11 protein-coding genes are annotated in these 15,696 nt (G+C 55.3%); 3 read left to right on the top strand and 8 right to left on the bottom strand.

The window, feature by feature from the left end; genetic code table 11:
- The first annotated feature begins 21 nt into the window (after positions 1-21).
- Both QQZ17_RS18285 and pptA read left to right on the top strand, forming a co-directional pair.
- Positions 22-1,026 carry a LacI family DNA-binding transcriptional regulator gene (locus QQZ17_RS18285; RefSeq protein ID WP_152404628.1) on the top strand — a complete coding sequence of 335 codons (1,005 nt, stop codon included), beginning with the start codon at positions 22-24 and terminating at the stop codon, positions 1,024-1,026.
- A gap of 65 nt (positions 1,027-1,091) precedes the next feature.
- Positions 1,092-1,319, top strand: coding sequence for a tautomerase PptA (gene pptA / locus QQZ17_RS18280; protein ID WP_152404629.1), 228 nt, complete (start codon positions 1,092-1,094; stop codon positions 1,317-1,319).
- Between the two features lie 119 nt (positions 1,320-1,438).
- Here the strand turns inward: pptA and QQZ17_RS18275 are convergent, their stop codons facing one another.
- Positions 1,439-2,008, bottom strand: coding sequence for a flavin reductase family protein (locus QQZ17_RS18275; protein WP_152404630.1), 570 nt, complete (start codon positions 2,006-2,008; stop codon positions 1,439-1,441).
- Between the two features lie 136 nt (positions 2,009-2,144).
- Between QQZ17_RS18275 and nhoA the strand changes: the two genes are divergently transcribed.
- A complete protein-coding gene (gene nhoA, locus QQZ17_RS18270; RefSeq protein ID WP_152404631.1) occupies positions 2,145-2,990 on the top strand; it encodes an N-hydroxyarylamine O-acetyltransferase in 846 nt (281 codons plus the stop codon).
- 44 nt (positions 2,991-3,034) lie between these two features.
- Here the strand turns inward: nhoA and QQZ17_RS18265 are convergent, their stop codons facing one another.
- The 7 genes from QQZ17_RS18265 to QQZ17_RS18235 form a co-directional block, all read right to left on the bottom strand.
- Positions 3,035-5,983 carry an autotransporter outer membrane beta-barrel domain-containing protein gene (locus QQZ17_RS18265; RefSeq protein ID WP_152404632.1) on the bottom strand — a complete coding sequence of 983 codons (2,949 nt, stop codon included), beginning with the start codon at positions 5,981-5,983 and terminating at the stop codon, positions 3,035-3,037.
- A gap of 443 nt (positions 5,984-6,426) precedes the next feature.
- A complete protein-coding gene (locus tag QQZ17_RS18260; protein WP_152404633.1) occupies positions 6,427-7,320 on the bottom strand; it encodes a PhzF family isomerase in 894 nt (297 codons plus the stop codon).
- 130 nt (positions 7,321-7,450) lie between these two features.
- Positions 7,451-8,131 carry a respiratory nitrate reductase subunit gamma gene (gene narI / locus QQZ17_RS18255; RefSeq protein WP_042318984.1) on the bottom strand — a complete coding sequence of 227 codons (681 nt, stop codon included), beginning with the start codon at positions 8,129-8,131 and terminating at the stop codon, positions 7,451-7,453.
- A complete protein-coding gene (gene narW / locus QQZ17_RS18250) occupies positions 8,128-8,823 on the bottom strand; it encodes a nitrate reductase molybdenum cofactor assembly chaperone (RefSeq protein WP_152404634.1) in 696 nt (231 codons plus the stop codon). The genes narI and narW overlap by 4 nt, the downstream gene beginning before the upstream one ends.
- Positions 8,823-10,367, bottom strand: a complete 1,545-nt coding sequence (gene narH / locus QQZ17_RS18245) for a nitrate reductase subunit beta (RefSeq protein ID WP_152404635.1) — start codon at positions 10,365-10,367, stop codon at positions 8,823-8,825. The genes narW and narH overlap by 1 nt, the downstream gene beginning before the upstream one ends.
- Positions 10,364-14,104: a nitrate reductase subunit alpha gene (locus tag QQZ17_RS18240; RefSeq protein WP_284554149.1), complete on the bottom strand. Its 3,741-nt coding sequence runs from the start codon at positions 14,102-14,104 to the stop codon at positions 10,364-10,366. Before QQZ17_RS18240 ends, narH begins: the two co-directional genes overlap by 4 nt.
- A 118-nt stretch (positions 14,105-14,222) precedes the next feature.
- Positions 14,223-15,611 (bottom strand): NarK family nitrate/nitrite MFS transporter, encoded by a 1,389-nt coding sequence (locus QQZ17_RS18235; protein ID WP_152404637.1) that lies wholly within the window; start codon positions 15,609-15,611, stop codon positions 14,223-14,225.
- Positions 15,612-15,696: the final 85 nt, after the last annotated feature.

The following is a 15,696-nucleotide window of genomic DNA, read 5'->3' as shown; positions in this document are numbered from 1 at the left end:
AATTTTGCAGGGGCATCCACAGTGAAGAGCACAAAACCACCTCGCGCGCCGACGCTGGAAGATGTTGCCCGCAGTGCTGGACTGTCGCCCATGACGGTGAGTCGGGCGCTCAATACACCGCAACTGGTGCGGCCTAAAACGGTTGAGAAAGTGATGCAGGCGGTGCGGGCGACCGGCTATATTCCCAACGCGCTGGCGGGAGGTCTTGCGTCACGGCGCAGTAAATTGATTGCCATTGTGGTGCCGCAGATCAACAACAACATGTTCGTCGATACTATCCAGTCGCTGAGCGATGAACTGGCAAGGCGCGGCTATCATATTCTCCTGTGCGTGGCGGGGTATACCGAGCAGACGGAAGCGGAGCTGGTGGCAACACTGCTTTCCCGGCGTCCGGACGGCGTAGTGTTAACCGGCATCCACCACACCAGCGAACTGAAAAAAGTGATTCTCAACGCGGCTATTCCGGTGGTCGAAATCTGGGATCTCACCCCAACGCCGCTTGATATGCTGGTCGGTTTCTCTCATGAAAAAGTCGGGCAGGCCACCGGCGAGTATCTGCTAAGTAAAGGGTATCGTCGTCCCGGTTTGCTGTGGACGGCCGATCGCCGCGCCGGTCAGCGTAAGCAGGGGCTATGCAGCGTTCTGGCACGCCATGATATTCATGATGTGCCGCAGGTCGATGTACCGCTCCCGGCATCGCTGTCGCTGGGACGCAGCGGACTCACGCAACTCTTCAGCGAAGGGGAATTCGACGTAATTGTCTGCAGTTCCGACACCCTGGCGCAGGGCGCGATGATGGAAGCGGAAAGCCGTGGATTACGTATTCCGCAGGATTTAGCGGTTATCGGTTTTGGCGATCTCGATTTTGCCGCCAGTAATCGTCCGTCGATCACCACCGTCAGCGTTGACCGTCGCGCCATTGGTCAGCGAGCCGCCACGCTGTTGGCGAATCGCATTGAACAAACGGCAGTGGAAGAGGCCATTATCGATATCGGTTTTCACCTTATTGAGCGTGAGTCCGCATAAACTGACACTGGCGTATTCACAACTGTGCTCGTTTTAATCCTCACACTGATAATTAGGAACCTGCAATGCCACACGTTGATATTAAATGTTTTCCGCGCGACCTGACTGAAGAACAAAAAGCGGCGCTGGCCTCAGAGATTACTGAGACGATCGTTCGTCATCTGAAAAGCAAAGCGCGCTCGGTGAGCGTGGCGCTGACTGAAGTTCCTGAAGAAGCGTGGCAGGACGTATGGGATAGCGAGATTGCACCGCAGATGGACGCGCTGATTAAAAAGCCAGGCTACAGCATGTAATAAAACGCCCGGTCGCGAGGGCTGACCGGGCGACGTCGGATTATGGCGTGACGATATTGAACCAGAACTCAACTTTATCCGTATAGCCAGGCAAGAGGAGCACTATGGTGCAGGCGCAGCTAACCCGCCGTTACGCGTTTGCCGCTGGTGACGAACGTTCCAGCGCCAAGATGATGCAGGGTATTAAGCTTATCGTCATCGAACTGCCAGCGGCCTTCGACAAACACACGTTCATCCGCGGCGGCAGAAACCACTTCACCGAATAAGGTGTCGTATTTTTCCTGCGCGGCGGTGGCGGGGAGGAGACGACACTCCATCCAGGCCAGACATTTTTCTTCGACCACCGGCAGCCCCAGAACCGGCCCTTGTATCACCGGGATACCGTAACAGTTGAACTTGTCTTCATCGCGACCGGAGACGCTGCCGACAGCGTACGTCCAGTTGGTGGCGGCGACGCCGGGAATGACGATACCGAACAGGCCGCTGCGCTCAATTAACTCTCGCGACCAGGCCGTTTTATCGACCACAATGGCGAGACGGGGCGGTTCAAACTCGACGGGCATAGACCACGCGGCGGCCATGATGTTGCGTCGGTTGCTGACCTCATCGCGACTGGTGATAAGCACCGTAGGGCCATGATTGAGCAGGCGACTGGCGTGGCGTAATTCGACAGGACGGAATCGGCTCATAGGATTGTCTCGCAAAGGGTTTTTCTGAGTATTAATGAAAATCGACGTTGCGCCAACCTACTAATAACATCAGCCTCACGCTTTGGACTCATCGTTTATACTCGGGTAACGATTAAGGCTCACGACAGGAAACCTGATGACTCCCATCCTGAATGCTTATTTTGCGCGTCTGAACTGGTCAGGGCGTACCGAAGTCAATATTGAGACGCTTCGGGCGCTACATTTGCAGCATAACTGTACTATCCCGTTTGAGAATCTTGACGTGCTGTTGCCGCGAGAAATGCACCTTGACGATCGGTCGCTGGAAGAGAAACTCATTACCGCACGTCGCGGTGGCTATTGTTTTGAGCAAAATGGCGTGTTTGAGCGCGTACTGCGCGAACTGGGCTTTACCGTACGCAGCCTGTTGGGGCGCGTGGTGCTGGCAAATCCACCAAATTTACCCCCGCGAACTCACCGTCTGCTGTTGGTGGAACTGGACGGCGAATCGTGGGTAGCCGATGTGGGGTTTGGCGGCCAGACGCTCACGGCTCCCATTCGTCTGCAAGCGGACATGATTCAGAAGACGCCGCACGGTGAATACCGTTTGCAGCAGGAGGGGGACGACTGGATCCTGCAGTTCTGTCATCACGAACACTGGCAGTCCATGTATCGCTTCGATCGGGTGACGCAGCAGCAAAGTGACCATGTGATGGGCAACTTCTGGTCTGCGCACTGGCCGCAATCGCACTTTCGTCATCATCTGTTAATGTGTCGTCATTTGCCGGACGGGGGAAAATTGACCCTCACCAACTTCCATTTCACGCATTACGATAATGACAGGGTGGTAGAACAGCGCAATTTGCCGGATGTCGCCTCGCTGTATGCGTTACTACAGGAACGTTTTGGCCTGGGGGTGACGGACGCGAAGCATGGGTTTACGGAAACTGAGCTGGCAAGGGTGATGGCGGCGTTTGATACGCATCCGGAAGCCGGAAAATAAAGAAAACCCGGCAGGCAGCGCATGCGCTTACCGGGGGTTTTTCATCAGAACGAGGCTTTAATCCCGATCATCGCTGAGGTATCGCTGTAACCTTTGTCGCCAACCTGCTGAGCGACGTTACCCCACAGCGCGACGTTCTTCGTCAACTGGCCTTCGACACCGGCTTTCAGTTCGCCGATATTGCGGGCACCCTGCAGATTCACGTTTTCACCGTTCATCGAGACGCCAAAGTCTTTGCTGTTGTGGATCCAGTTGGCTTCCACAAACGGCTGGAAGGTGCGGTTCTTATCATTGTCCAGTTGGTTATGTCCCTTGCCGAACAGACGGACGCCGACGCGGGTCTGGATGTTGCCATCCCCGTTGCCTTCCACGCGGGTACCGTTAACTTCTTTGTGCTCATCCGCCTTCACGCCCATCCAGGTGACCTGCGCTTTAGGCTGGATATACAGCGCGTTACGTTCGCTTAACGCTGCCAGTTTCCAGGTATAGCCGGATTCGACAGACGCGGTGAATCCGCTGGAATCATACTCTTCCGCTTCAACGTCACGACCGGAAACGGTGTTATCGAACCAGCTGTACTGCGCCCAGGTGTCAACGTATGCCCCTTCGTGAGTGGCGTTGTCCTGCAGCCACGTACCGTACAGACCGACGCTGTAACCGCTGATGCGACTGTCAGCGCGGTTACCATTACGCTGGTTTTCCGCGCGGCTCTTCTGGTTAGCGTAACCTGCCATCAGACCCAGATGGTAACGATCGGTGTTGTCCGAAGACCACTGTGCGAGATCGCCACCCAACTGCATGACATAGCGGTTGCTCTGCATGTTCAGTTGGTCGCTGCTGTCTTTCTGACGGGTATGACCACCGACATTACGCAGCCACAGGCTGGTGACCGCGTCCTCGCCGGTCAGTGCGTCAACATAATGCGTTTCGCCCAGACGATCCTGTAAGCGGGTGTTAAACATCGTGTTCGCCGCCTGCAGGTTCATACCGTACAGACCGGCTTCCGGACGAATTGCGTGTTCACGCGGCGTCGGGGATGGCGACTGCGGATCGGTGGGATCAACAGGCGATGCCGGATCCACCGGGGTGACCGGAGACAACGCGCTGCTCAGGTACCAGTTCTTGTTATTCCCGCCTTCGCCGCGTTGCAGGGTGTAGTCATAGGCGCCTGCCACGATGCGGCCATTCTGTCTGAACTCCCCGTCGGAATGACCGGCGACGCTGATGAGTTCGATACCGTCCGTCGTCAGTCCACCCGCGCCCCCGGCGTTCAGCACTTTGACGCTCGTCGTGCCCGAGGTGTTGCCGGCAACGATCATCCGGTCAGTCGGCGAGGCGTCATCGCCCAGTTGGGTGTTCATCACGATGTTACCGTTCGCACCGGTATAATCGCCGTCCACCGTCAGGGTTTTGAAGCTCGTGGCCTCACGGGTCAGCCTGCGACTCTGCACGCTGGTGGGCATGAAGGTCAGCGTGGAATCATCCAGCGTCAGGTGAGTAAGCTGAGAACTTTTGGTCATGTTCCAGGCCGAGCCTTCCGCCAGCGACAGGTTATTCACCGCGTTGCCGCTGGTTACCGTTCCGCCAACGAAACGCGACTGGCTGGTCGCACTGATGTCAACCACGGCGGCATCGCTGGCTTCGACAGTACCGACAATCTGCACGTTCTGCGGATGAATCGTCACGCGGGAGTCAGCGTTTTCAGCCAGAATAGCGGTGGCATTCGGGTCGTTGTAGTTAACCCCCATCTGCACCCCGCCATTCAGCGTGATTTCGCCGCCTTTGTCCGCATGGACATAGTTCCAGCTCCCGCTGCGGGTGGTATCAACAACATCAATATTGAGACGCCCATTAATGTCGATTTTACCCGCCGTCGACGCATCGTCTTTACTGGCCAGAATACCGGTACCGGTCGTCTGTTGGTGTCCCTGGGTGTCCAGCGTGATGTTCAGGTCGTTGCTGGTAAACTGCGTGGACCCCATGGAGTCAACGCCATCAAGAACCGTTCTGTCTGCACCTGATTTCAACAGCAGGGTCGTTGTACCGTGGGTGGTGATAGTCGAATCCAAATCGATGCCTGAAAGACCATCAGAAAGCCAGATTGCGGACGCCACGCCCCCGACGCCATTGACGGTGACATCGACATTGGTATCGCCAAACGCTTCGATATAACCGGCGTTAGCATTAATACCATCCGCAAAATCATTGGCAACGGATTTAACGCTGGCATTTTGATACTGAATCAGCGAGCGGTTAGCTGCGTCTGTCGATTCCGAAACGATCCCCACGGCGTATTCTGTACTCTTGCTATTAACAATAAGATTTTCAGCGTCGATGAAAGTCCCTTCCTTCGCATAAACGCTAAAAGCGTGTCCATTCGCCCCGGTTACCGTTGCATTCACCGTGGTATCGCCGGTTAAGGTAATAACGCCATTATTTTTATCAGAAAAGATACCCGAGATAGTCTTGCCATCACGCTGGTGGCTGATGTTGATGGTTAAATCATCAGCAATAAGCGCGCCTTTTTGTGCACGATAGGCGTCACTGGTTCCCCCCATATCAACAATGCCGACGGCGAACAGAGATTGATAATCTTCATCAAGCGCCAGGTCCGGGCGTCCGTCGACCGTACCCGGAATCAAATCCCCGGTAATTTGATTCACCGTAGAGCCTGACCCTAAATTGATTGTTCCGCTGTTGGCAACAAAAACAGTACCAGACGCGAGCGTAAGATCGCCATCTTCAAACTCGCCCCTGCCGCTGACGATTGGCGTTCCGCCCGGGTGGGTAACCGTAATCCCGCCATTGTTCGCCACGGAGAGGGTGTTGTTTTCCCCGGAGGTACTGATAATTTTATAGGTACCGCCGTCGGTAAGGGCTCCACTCCCGGTGATAATCCCCTCATCCTCATTATAAATTTTTGCACAAACGTTATTTGTCATTAACAAGCTGCCAATCAATAATGCCATGGTTGTTAATTTAAATTCTTTCATATCAATATTCACATTCTTAATAGACAAATACAGCGCGTAATATATTATATTTACGGCGTTGAGTTTTTTGTTTCCAGACAGAACGAGTGTTGTTTAACTTTTGCTATATCTGAAGAATCCTTTGCTGCGACTCACTCTCAAGATAATGACTTATTTTTCATATCGCCTAAGAAAATTACAAATGAATTGTTCTTACGTAACTAAATAAATCGATTGGTGATAGTATTAAAATAAAACAAAACAGATGAAATGATGTTGATTTTTAATTAATCCCGGTTGATGAAAGAAGAAAATAAAGCGGATTATCATTATGATTTTTAAAGCGTTTACCACCTTAAATGCTATTTAAGATTAATTGGACTATCTTAATAAGAATTTAAAGCGGTCAATATAAGAAAGGAAAATAAAGCCGCCCGGTAAGGCGTATCTTTACCGGGCTGTTTTTAAAAATCTACCGCCCATTGTGCGTGAAACAGGATCACTGCGTTACCGGATATCGTGACTTTTACCGGTTGGTTATCCTGAATCGTCACGTCAATATCAACGATGCCGTCGCGACCTAATGCCCGTCCCTGATGTCCTTTCACCTGTAGCAATTTCCCGTCATGTTGTAATAAATGATGATGCACCAGCCAGGCACCCATTGGGCCATTGGCATTGCCCGTCACCGGATCTTCCACAATACCGATTGCCGGAGAGAACATGCGTCCATCGGTCTCATTTTTACCCGGACGGATCTGAAAAGGAAAAAAGCCATTGCAGCCAATCTGCTGACTGATAGCGCAAAGCGCAGAAAGGTCGGGGGCGAGGGCGTCAATATTGACCTCAGGCTTCAGTGGGATCATCACTTTGGAATGACCGGTCGAGGCGACCTGAATCGGCAGGCCCGGTAGCATTGCGTCCTCACTCAGGTGCAGCGCGCGTAGAATGGCGGCGCGGATGTCGCCTTCGAGCGGCGCGTCGAAGGAGGGCGCACCTTGTTCCAGCGAGATACGATAATCGTCGCTATCATAGCGGATCTCAACCCGGTGACGTCCCGCCAGCGAGGTTTGCCACACCGTGGTATTACCCAGTCCCAGCGCCGTGGCGCGGACGTAATGTGCCGCAACGGTGGCGTGCCCGCAAATGGGCACTTCTACCGTCGGCGTAAAATAGCGAATGCGTACATCGCTGTCGTCGCTTTGCAGCAGGAATGCGGTTTCGGAGTGACGCAGTTCGCGGGCAATCAGTTGCATCTGCGCGTCGCTAAGGCCGTCAGCATGCAGGACAACACCGGCGGAATTGCCGCGAAAAGGGGTTCTGGTGAAGGCATCAACGTGGTAAACCTGTGGTTTCATTAGCATTCTCCCTGAGTTGGAGAAGCATCATAACGTGCAGCGTAGCGGATGGCGATGCCGCCAACATGAACACGCTTTTCGGCTGGAGCGAACAGTCGCCCGGCAGATTGCACTGCCGGGCAGTGGAAGGCTATCGACGGGAACGAACGATCTGGTAGCGACGACTGAAGTACTCAAACGGCGCGCTCCAGACGTGAACCAGACGGGTGAACGGGAAGAGCAGGAAGATGGTCATCCCCAGCACCAGGTGCACGCGGAAAATAAACGCCACGCCGTCCAGGTGGGCAGAGGCCCCGCCACGGAAGGTCACAACTGACTGCGCCCACTCCACCAGTTTCAACATTTCACTGCCGTCCGGGTGCTGCGCGGAGAACGGTATCGTGCTTAAGCCCAGTATGCACTGAATCAGCAGAATGCAGAGGATCAGGATATCCGCCGTGGATGAGGTGGCCCGGATGCGGGAGTTTGTCAGACGACGTACCAGCAACCCCGCACCGCCGACCAGCGTCAGCACGCCGCAGATCCCGCCTGCAATCATCGCCATCTGCTGTTTCACCGCGATGGGCAGGAACCAGGCGTACATCCAGTGTGGGGTTAACATCCCGAACAGGTGGCCAAAGAAGATCCCCAGAATGCCGATGTGGAACAGATTCGACCACAGGACCATCCCGCGTTTGTCCAGCATCTGACTGGAGGACGCCCGCCAGGTGTACTGCCCGTAGTCATAGCGCAGCCAACTGCCGAGGATGAAGACCGTCCCGCAAAGATAGGGGTAGATGTCGTAAAAAAAGACGTTCAGGAACTGTATCATTTCGGGCCTCCCGCGCTGACGTCGACGTACTGCGGCGCCACGTCCTGGCTAAAGCGTCGTTGATATTGCTGTAATGGCGAACTGTCACAGGCCGTGGCGTTATCTTCGATAAATTTCACCTGTTCTTCTTCCCAGACGGCATCCAACGCCTGACGAGTGTCATCACGCGTTTCAGTGTCAACCTGTTTCGTGACACTGTCACTTGAAAGTGGGCTACCCGACAGGAGCAACAGGGCATCGAATAGCTGATACCACGGCGTGCCACGCTGCTTTAAACGTCCCCCCAGCAGGGCCAGAATCGGCGAGACGTTCTGCAAGCCTTCGCGTGCGTCGGTTTCTGGCAGCACGCTCAGGTATTCCAGATACAGCGGCAGATGGTCCGGCAGTTCGCGACAGTCGAGTTGCAATCCCACTTTTTCGTACTGCGTCAACAGATCCACCATCGCCTGGCCGCGATCGCGGGACTCTGCATGCACGTGCTCGAACAGCAGTAGCGAAGTGGCGCGCCCACGGTCAAACACCTCGCACCATTCGGCCTGTTTATCGAGCAGCGGCGCGTTGAGCAGTGCTTCGGTGAAGTCGGTGAGCATTGGCGCATCGTGGCGCACCAGTGCCAGCGCGTCGTCCTTACACGCCCACAGCCACTCATCCGGATACTCCATCAGCAGGCCAATCACCTTGAGGATTTGCATTATTCACCCTCCGCCTTGTCACGCACTTCGGTGATGTTGATGGCGTCAATGCGACTGCTGTTGAACAGATTGAATTTGGTATCGGAACCGTGGCACCCGTCGCCGAAGGAGAAGCCGCAACCGTTTTTCTCCGGGAAGGCATCGTGCGCCATTTCACGGTGGCTGGTCGGGATCACAAAGCGGTCTTCGTAGTTGGCAATCGCCAGGTAGCGATACATCTCTTCAATTTGTTCAACGCTTAAGCCCACTTCATCAATCGCACGAGTATCGGTGACGCCTTCGACGGTTTGCGCCCGCATATAGTGGCGCATTGCCATCATGCGCTTGAGCGCACGCAGCACCGGCCCGGTGTCGCCTGCGCTCAGCATATTGGCGAGATACTGCACTGGGATCCGCAGGCTTTCGATCGCCGGCAGCACGCCGTCGCTTTTGGGCAGTCCGCCCGCATCGGCGTAGGACTGAATGGGCGACAGCGGCGGCACATACCAGACCATTGGCAGCGTGCGGTATTCCGGATGTAGCGGCAGCGCCAGCTTCCAGTCCATCGCCATTTTGTATACCGGCGATCGCTGCGCCGCGTCGATAACGTTTTGCGGGATCCCCTGTTTCAGCGCTTCTTCAATCACCGCCGGGTCGTGCGGGTTCAGGAACACGTCGCACTGGCGCTCATAGAGATCGGTTTCATGTTCGGTGCTGGCCGCTTCTTCAATGCGATCCGCATCGTAGAGCAGTACGCCGAGATAGCGGATACGCCCGACGCAGGTTTCCGAACAGACGGTCGGCTGGCCGGACTCAATGCGCGGATAGCAGAAAATGCATTTCTCTGATTTGCCGCTTTTCCAGTTGAAATAGATTTTTTTGTACGGGCAGCCGCTGATGCACAAACGCCAGCCGCGGCATTTATCCTGATCGATAAGCACAATCCCGTCTTCTTCACGCTTGTAGATGGCACCGCTCGGACAGGTAGCGACACAGCTTGGATTCAGGCAGTGTTCGCACAGACGCGGCAGATACATCATGAAGGTGTTTTCAAACTGGCCGTACATCTCCTTCTGGATCTTGTCGAAATTGCGGTCGCGGGCGCGTTTTTCAAATTCACCGCCAAGCAGCTCTTCCCAGTTCGGCCCCCAGATGATTTTATCCATCCGCTTGCCGTCAATGAGCGAACGGGGACGGGCGGTAGGCACATGTTTTCCCTCCGGCGCGCTGTGCAGATGCTGATAGTCGTAGGTGAACGGCTCGTAATAATCATCGATTTGCGGAATGACCGGGTTAGCGAAGATTTTAGTGATGACGCCCATTTTACCGCCCAGACGGGGTCTGATCTTGCCATTCACGTCGCGAACCCAACCGCCTTGCCACTCCTCCTGATCTTCCCAGTTTTTCGGATAGCCGATGCCGGGTTTCGTCTCGACGTTGTTAAACCACGCGTACTCCATTCCTTCACGCCCGGTCCAGACGTTTTTACAGGTAACGGAGCAGGTGTGACAACCAATGCATTTATCGAGGTTCAGTACCATGCCAACCTGTGAGCGTATCTTCATTTTTTCGCCTCCTGTACCTGATCCCGACCTTCATCATCCAGCCAGTCAATGTTCTTCATTTTTCTAATCATGATGAACTCGTCGCGGTTGGAGCCGACGGTACCGTAATAGTTAAAACCGTAGGCAAGCTGCGCATAGCCGCCGATCATGTGCGTCGGTTTCGGGCACACACGGGTGACGGAGTTGTGGATCCCGCCGCGCATGCCGGTCACTTCCGAACCGGGGATATTCATGATGCGTTCCTGCGCGTGGTACATCATGGTCATGCCGGGCGGCACGCGCTGGCTGACGACCGCGCGAGCGGTGAGGGCGCCGTTGGCGTTGAAGGCCTCGATCCAGTCGTTATCCTCGATACCGAGCTCTTTCGCATCCGTTTCACTGATCCAGACAATCGGCCCGCCGCGCGACAGCGTCAGCATCAACAGGTTTTCGCTGTAGGTGGAGTGAATGCCCCATTTCTGGTGCGGCGTCAGGAAGTTCAGCGCTTTCTCCGGGAAGCCGTTCGGCGGAATTTCACGCATCTCACTGACGCTGCGGGTGTCAATCGGCGGGCGATAGGCGACGAGACTTTCACCAAACGCGCGCATCCACTGATGATCCTGATACAGCTGCTGACGGCCGGAGAGTGTGCGCCACGGAATCAGCTCATGGACGTTGGTATAGCCCGCGTTATAGGAGACATGCTCGCTTTCCAGACCAGACCATGTCGGGCTGGAGATGATTTTGCGCGGCTGTGCCTGGATATCGCGAAAACGAATCTTCTCGTCTTCTTTGTTGAGCGCCAGATGGGTATGCTCACGTCCGGTCATCGCACCAAGCGCTTGCCACGCTTTCACCGCCACCTGACCGTTGGTTTCCGGCGCCAGCGCCAGGATAACCTCCGAGGCATCGATTGCCGTTTCGATCAGCGGGCGGCCTTTCGCCGGGCCTTCGCGCTTGGTGTAGTTAAGCTTGCCGAGGAAATCGACCTCCGTCTGGGTGTTCCACGATATCCCCTTACCGCCGTTACCCAACGTATCCATCAGCGGTCCGAGCGAAGTAAAACGCTCGTACGTCGCGGGATAGTCGCGTTCCACCACGGCAATGTTTGGCGCGGTTTTTCCGGGGATCAGGTCGCATTCCCCTTTACGCCAGTCCTGAATGTCGAACGGCTGCGAGAGTTCTGCCGGTGAATCGTGCTGTAACGGTTGCAGCACCACGTCGGTTTCTTGTCCCAGATGGCCGACGCAGACCTCGGAAAAGACGTTGGCGATGCCTTTGTAGATTTCCCAGTCGCTTTTCGATTCCCACGCGGGATCCACCGCCGCCGACAGCGGGTGAATAAACGGATGCATATCCGAGGTATTCATGTCGTCTTTTTCATACCAGGTGGCGGTCGGCAGAACGACATCTGAGAACAGACAGGTGCTCGACATACGGAAATCGAGCGTCACCAGCAGGTCGAGCTTGCCTTCGATCGCCGCAGACTGCCATTCCACCTCTTCTGGCTTAATGCCTTCGCTGGAACCCAGCGCTTCTCCCTGAATACCGCTCTCTGTACCGAGCAAATATTTGAGCATGTACTCATGGCCTTTACCGGAAGAACCGAGCAGGTTAGAACGCCAGACAAACAGGTTACGCGGATGATTCTTACCGCTGTCCGGCTGTTCGCAGGCAAAGCGAATATCACCGGATTTCAATGCCGCAACGGTGTATTCCACGGGTGACAAGCCGGCCTTTTCGGCGCTGGCTTTGACCGTCAGCGGATTGAGATTAAGCTGCGGCGCAGAGGGTAGCCAGCCCATGCGTTCGGCGCGCACATTGAAATCGATCAGATGACCGGTGAATTTTGAGGCATCCGCCAGCGGCGAAAGCAGTTCCTGCGCGGTCAGTTTTTCATAACGCCACTGGCTGGCGTGATTGTAGAAAAACGAGGTGCTGTTCATCTGGCGCGGCGGACGGTTCCAGTCCAGGGCAAAGGCCAGCGGTAGCCAGCCGGTTTGCGGACGCAGCTTTTCCTGGCCGACATAGTGCGCCCAGCCGCCGCCGCTCTGCCCGACACATCCGCAGAACACGAGGATGTTGATCATTCCCCGGTAGTTCATGTCCATGTGATACCAGTGGTTGACGCCGGCACCGAGGATAATCATCGAGCGACCGTGGGTCTTATGCGCCGTATCGGCGAACTCACGGGCGATGGTTTCAATCTGAAAACGCGGCACGCCGGTTATCTGTTCCGCCCACGCTGGCGTATAGGCTTTCACCTCGGAATACGTAATCGCAGCGTACGCGTCTTCCAGACCGCGATCGAGGCCGTAGTTTGCCAGTACCAGATCGTAGACGCTGACCACCGGGCATCGGCTGCCATCGGCAAGCGTTAACTGCTTCACCGGCAGTTGGCGCACCAGTACGGGTTCCTGCTTCACGCTGCGAAAATGGGGGTTTTCGTTGCCGCCGAAATAGGGGAAGGCGACGCCCAGCACCTCATCATGCTGACCGAGCAATGACAGTGACAGTTCGGTTTCTGATCCTGCCGCCAGTGATTCAAGGTTCCATTTGCCTTTTTCACCCCAGCGGAAACCAATCGAACCGTTAGGCACCACCAGTTCCCCGGTGCTGTTACAGGCGACCGTTTTCCACTCCGGGTTATTGCTTTCACCCAGCCCATCGACCAGATCCGAGGCGCGCATCATCCGTCCCGGCACGTAACTGCCGTCCTCGCGGGCGTCCAGTAATACCAGCATCGGCATGTCGGTGTAGTGACGGCAGTAGTTGAGGAAGTAGTCGCTGGGATTGTCGAGATGGAATTCTTTTAAGATAACGTGTCCCATCGCCATGGCCAGCGCGCTGTCGGTGCCTTGTTTTGGCGCCAGCCACTGATCGCTCAGCTTGGCAACTTCGGAGAAATCAGGAGTAATCGCGACGGTTTTGGTGCCTTTGTAACGGACTTCGGTAAAGAAGTGGGCATCCGGCGTACGGGTTTGCGGTACGTTGGAGCCCCAGGCAATGATATAGCTGGAGTTGTACCAGTCGGCGGATTCAGGCACGTCGGTCTGTTCGCCCCAGGTCATCGGTGAAGCGGGCGGCAGGTCGCAGTACCAGTCGTAAAAACTCAGACAGGTGCCGCCGAGCAGGGAAAGATAGCGGGTGCCGGCGGCGTAAGAGACCATCGACATCGCCGGGATCGGCGAGAAGCCAGCGACGCGGTCCGGGCCATAGGTTTTGACGGTCCAGACGTTAGCGGCGGCAATGAGCTGGTTGAGTTCTTTCCAGTTGGAGCGGATAAACCCGCCGCGACCGCGCACCTGCTTGTAGCTCTGGCACTTTTGCGGGTCATTCATGATCGAATCCCACGCCAGCACCGGATCGGGATGGGAAGCCAGGGCCTCGCGCCACAGTTCGATCAGCCGTTTGCGCACCAGCGGGTATTTCAGACGGTTGGCGCTGTACAGATACCAGGAGTAGCTGGCACCACGCGGACAACCGCGCGGTTCATGGTTGGGCAGGTCCGGACGGGTACGCGGATAGTCGGTCTGCTGGGTTTCCCAGGTCACCAGACCATTTTTGACGTAGATTTTCCAGCTACAGGAGCCGGTGCAGTTCACCCCATGGGTTGAACGGACAATCTTGTCAAATTGCCAGCGCTGACGATAGCTGTCTTCCCAGTCCCGGTTGGTATGCATCACCTGACCGTGACCGTCAGCAAAGGTGTCACCCTTTTGTTTAAAGTAACGGAAGCGATCCAACAGTTTACTCATGACATTTCTCCTGCTCCATAGGGTCTTGTAGGCCGGATAAGGCGCAAGCCGTCATCCGGCATTGCGTGATTGCCTGATGGCGACGCATGGCGTCTTATCAGGCCTACGTCAGTTGTTGTTATTTTTGTTGTGGTTTACGGCGGCCATAGACCAGCCAGGTCACCAGCACGCAGACGATGTAAAACACCAGAAAGATTTTCATGGCGCCGATGGGGGAACCGGTCATCGCCAGCGAACTGCCGAATGCTTTAGGAATGAAGAAGCCGCCGACGGCGCCAATTGCGGAAATAAAACCCAGCGCGGCGGCGGTGTCGGTCACCGCTTCACGCTGTGCCTGTTCGTCGCTGCCGCCGCGCAGTTTCACTTTGTAGATAGTGAGCTGGCGGAAGATGACGGCAATCATCTGGAAGGTAGAGCCGCTACCCAGACCTGCGGTTAAGAACAGCCCCATAAAGACCAGATAGAAGGCGATAAAACTGCCGGAACCTGAGCCGGGCAGCGTCAGGAAGAGCAGGGCCGAGAACAGCGCCATAAAGATGAAGTTAATCAGCGTCACGCGCACGCCGCCAAACTTGTCGGAGATGACCCCGCCCGCAGAACGCGCCAGCGCGCCGATAAACGGGCCAAAAAACGCCAGGTTGAGGATATTCACATCCGGAAACTGCGTCTTCGCCAGCATGGCAAAGCCTGCGGAAAAGCCGATGAATGAGCCGAACGTTGCCAGATAGAGCAGGCTTAATAGCCAAAGGTGAAAACGCTTGAGCACCGGCAACTGAGAGGCGATAGAGGCTTTGGAACTGGCGATGTCATTGGTGCCAAGCCAGGCGGCTATTGTGGCAATCGCCAGCAGCGGCACCCAGATCCAGGCGGCGTTTGCCAGCGAAAGCAGTGACCCATCGGGTTGCGGGACGCCCTGGACGCCGAGGAAGGCAAATATCGGCAGGAAGATAACCAGCGGCGCAGCCAGTTGCATCACGCTGACGCCGAGATTGCCCAGCCCTCCGTTCACCCCAAGCGCGCTGCCTTGCTTCGCTTTCGGGAAAAAGAAACTGATATTGCCCATGCTGGAAGCAAAGTTTGCACCGGCAAAACCGCACAGCAGCGCGATGATGATAAATACCTCGAAAGGGGTGGTGGTATTTTGCACCGCAAAGCCGAGCCAGACGCAAGGAATAATCAGTATCGCGGTGCTAAAAACCGTCCAGCGGCGTCCGCCAAATATAGGCACCATAAAGGAGTAGGGAACGCGTAATATTGCGCCAGAAAGTGAAGGTAATGCGGTTAATAAAAAGAGTTGATCGGTGGTGAAATTAAAACCAATTTTATTGAGATTGACGGCGACGGCGCTGAACAACATCCAGACGCAGAAGGCAAGTAACAGGCAAGCGACTGAGATACAAAGGTTTCTTCGTGCTATGTGTTTACCTTTATTCTCCCAGAATGCGGGATTTTCCGGCTTCCAGTCACTCAAAAGATAACGGTTATTTTTCTCATTTTGTCGCGCCATATTACCCCTCACATGCACATGCGTTCATGAAAAAAAAGAAATAGTCTGCGCAGAGCGCTATACGCCCTTTTAAGAATTTATTGAT

The sequence above is a fragment of the Citrobacter sp. T1.2D-1 genome (genome assembly GCF_950098555.1).
Classification (GTDB): Bacteria; Pseudomonadota; Gammaproteobacteria; order Enterobacterales; family Enterobacteriaceae; genus Citrobacter_A; species Citrobacter_A telavivensis.
The sequence above is the reverse complement of the archived record's forward strand: the minus strand, read 5'-3'. Positions and strand labels throughout refer to the sequence as shown.

Excerpts from the sequence above, each read along its gene's own strand:
- QQZ17_RS18265 (WP_152404632.1), bottom strand. The coding sequence starts at position 5,983 with ATGAAAGAATTTAAATTAACAACCATGGCATTATTGATTGGCAGCTTG.
- QQZ17_RS18260 (WP_152404633.1), bottom strand. The coding sequence starts at position 7,320 with ATGAAACCACAGGTTTACCACGTTGATGCCTTCACCAGAACCCCTTTT.
- narI (WP_042318984.1), bottom strand. The coding sequence starts at position 8,131 with ATGATACAGTTCCTGAACGTCTTTTTTTACGACATCTACCCCTATCTT.
- narH (WP_152404635.1), bottom strand. The coding sequence starts at position 10,367 with ATGAAGATACGCTCACAGGTTGGCATGGTACTGAACCTCGATAAATGC.
- narW (WP_152404634.1), bottom strand. The coding sequence starts at position 8,823 with ATGCAAATCCTCAAGGTGATTGGCCTGCTGATGGAGTATCCGGATGAG.
- QQZ17_RS18240 (WP_284554149.1), bottom strand. The coding sequence starts at position 14,104 with ATGAGTAAACTGTTGGATCGCTTCCGTTACTTTAAACAAAAGGGTGAC.
- QQZ17_RS18275 (WP_152404630.1), bottom strand. The coding sequence starts at position 2,008 with ATGAGCCGATTCCGTCCTGTCGAATTACGCCACGCCAGTCGCCTGCTC.
- pptA (WP_152404629.1), top strand. The coding sequence starts at position 1,092 with ATGCCACACGTTGATATTAAATGTTTTCCGCGCGACCTGACTGAAGAA.
- nhoA (WP_152404631.1), top strand. The coding sequence starts at position 2,145 with ATGACTCCCATCCTGAATGCTTATTTTGCGCGTCTGAACTGGTCAGGG.
- QQZ17_RS18235 (WP_152404637.1), bottom strand. The coding sequence starts at position 15,611 with ATGGCGCGACAAAATGAGAAAAATAACCGTTATCTTTTGAGTGACTGG.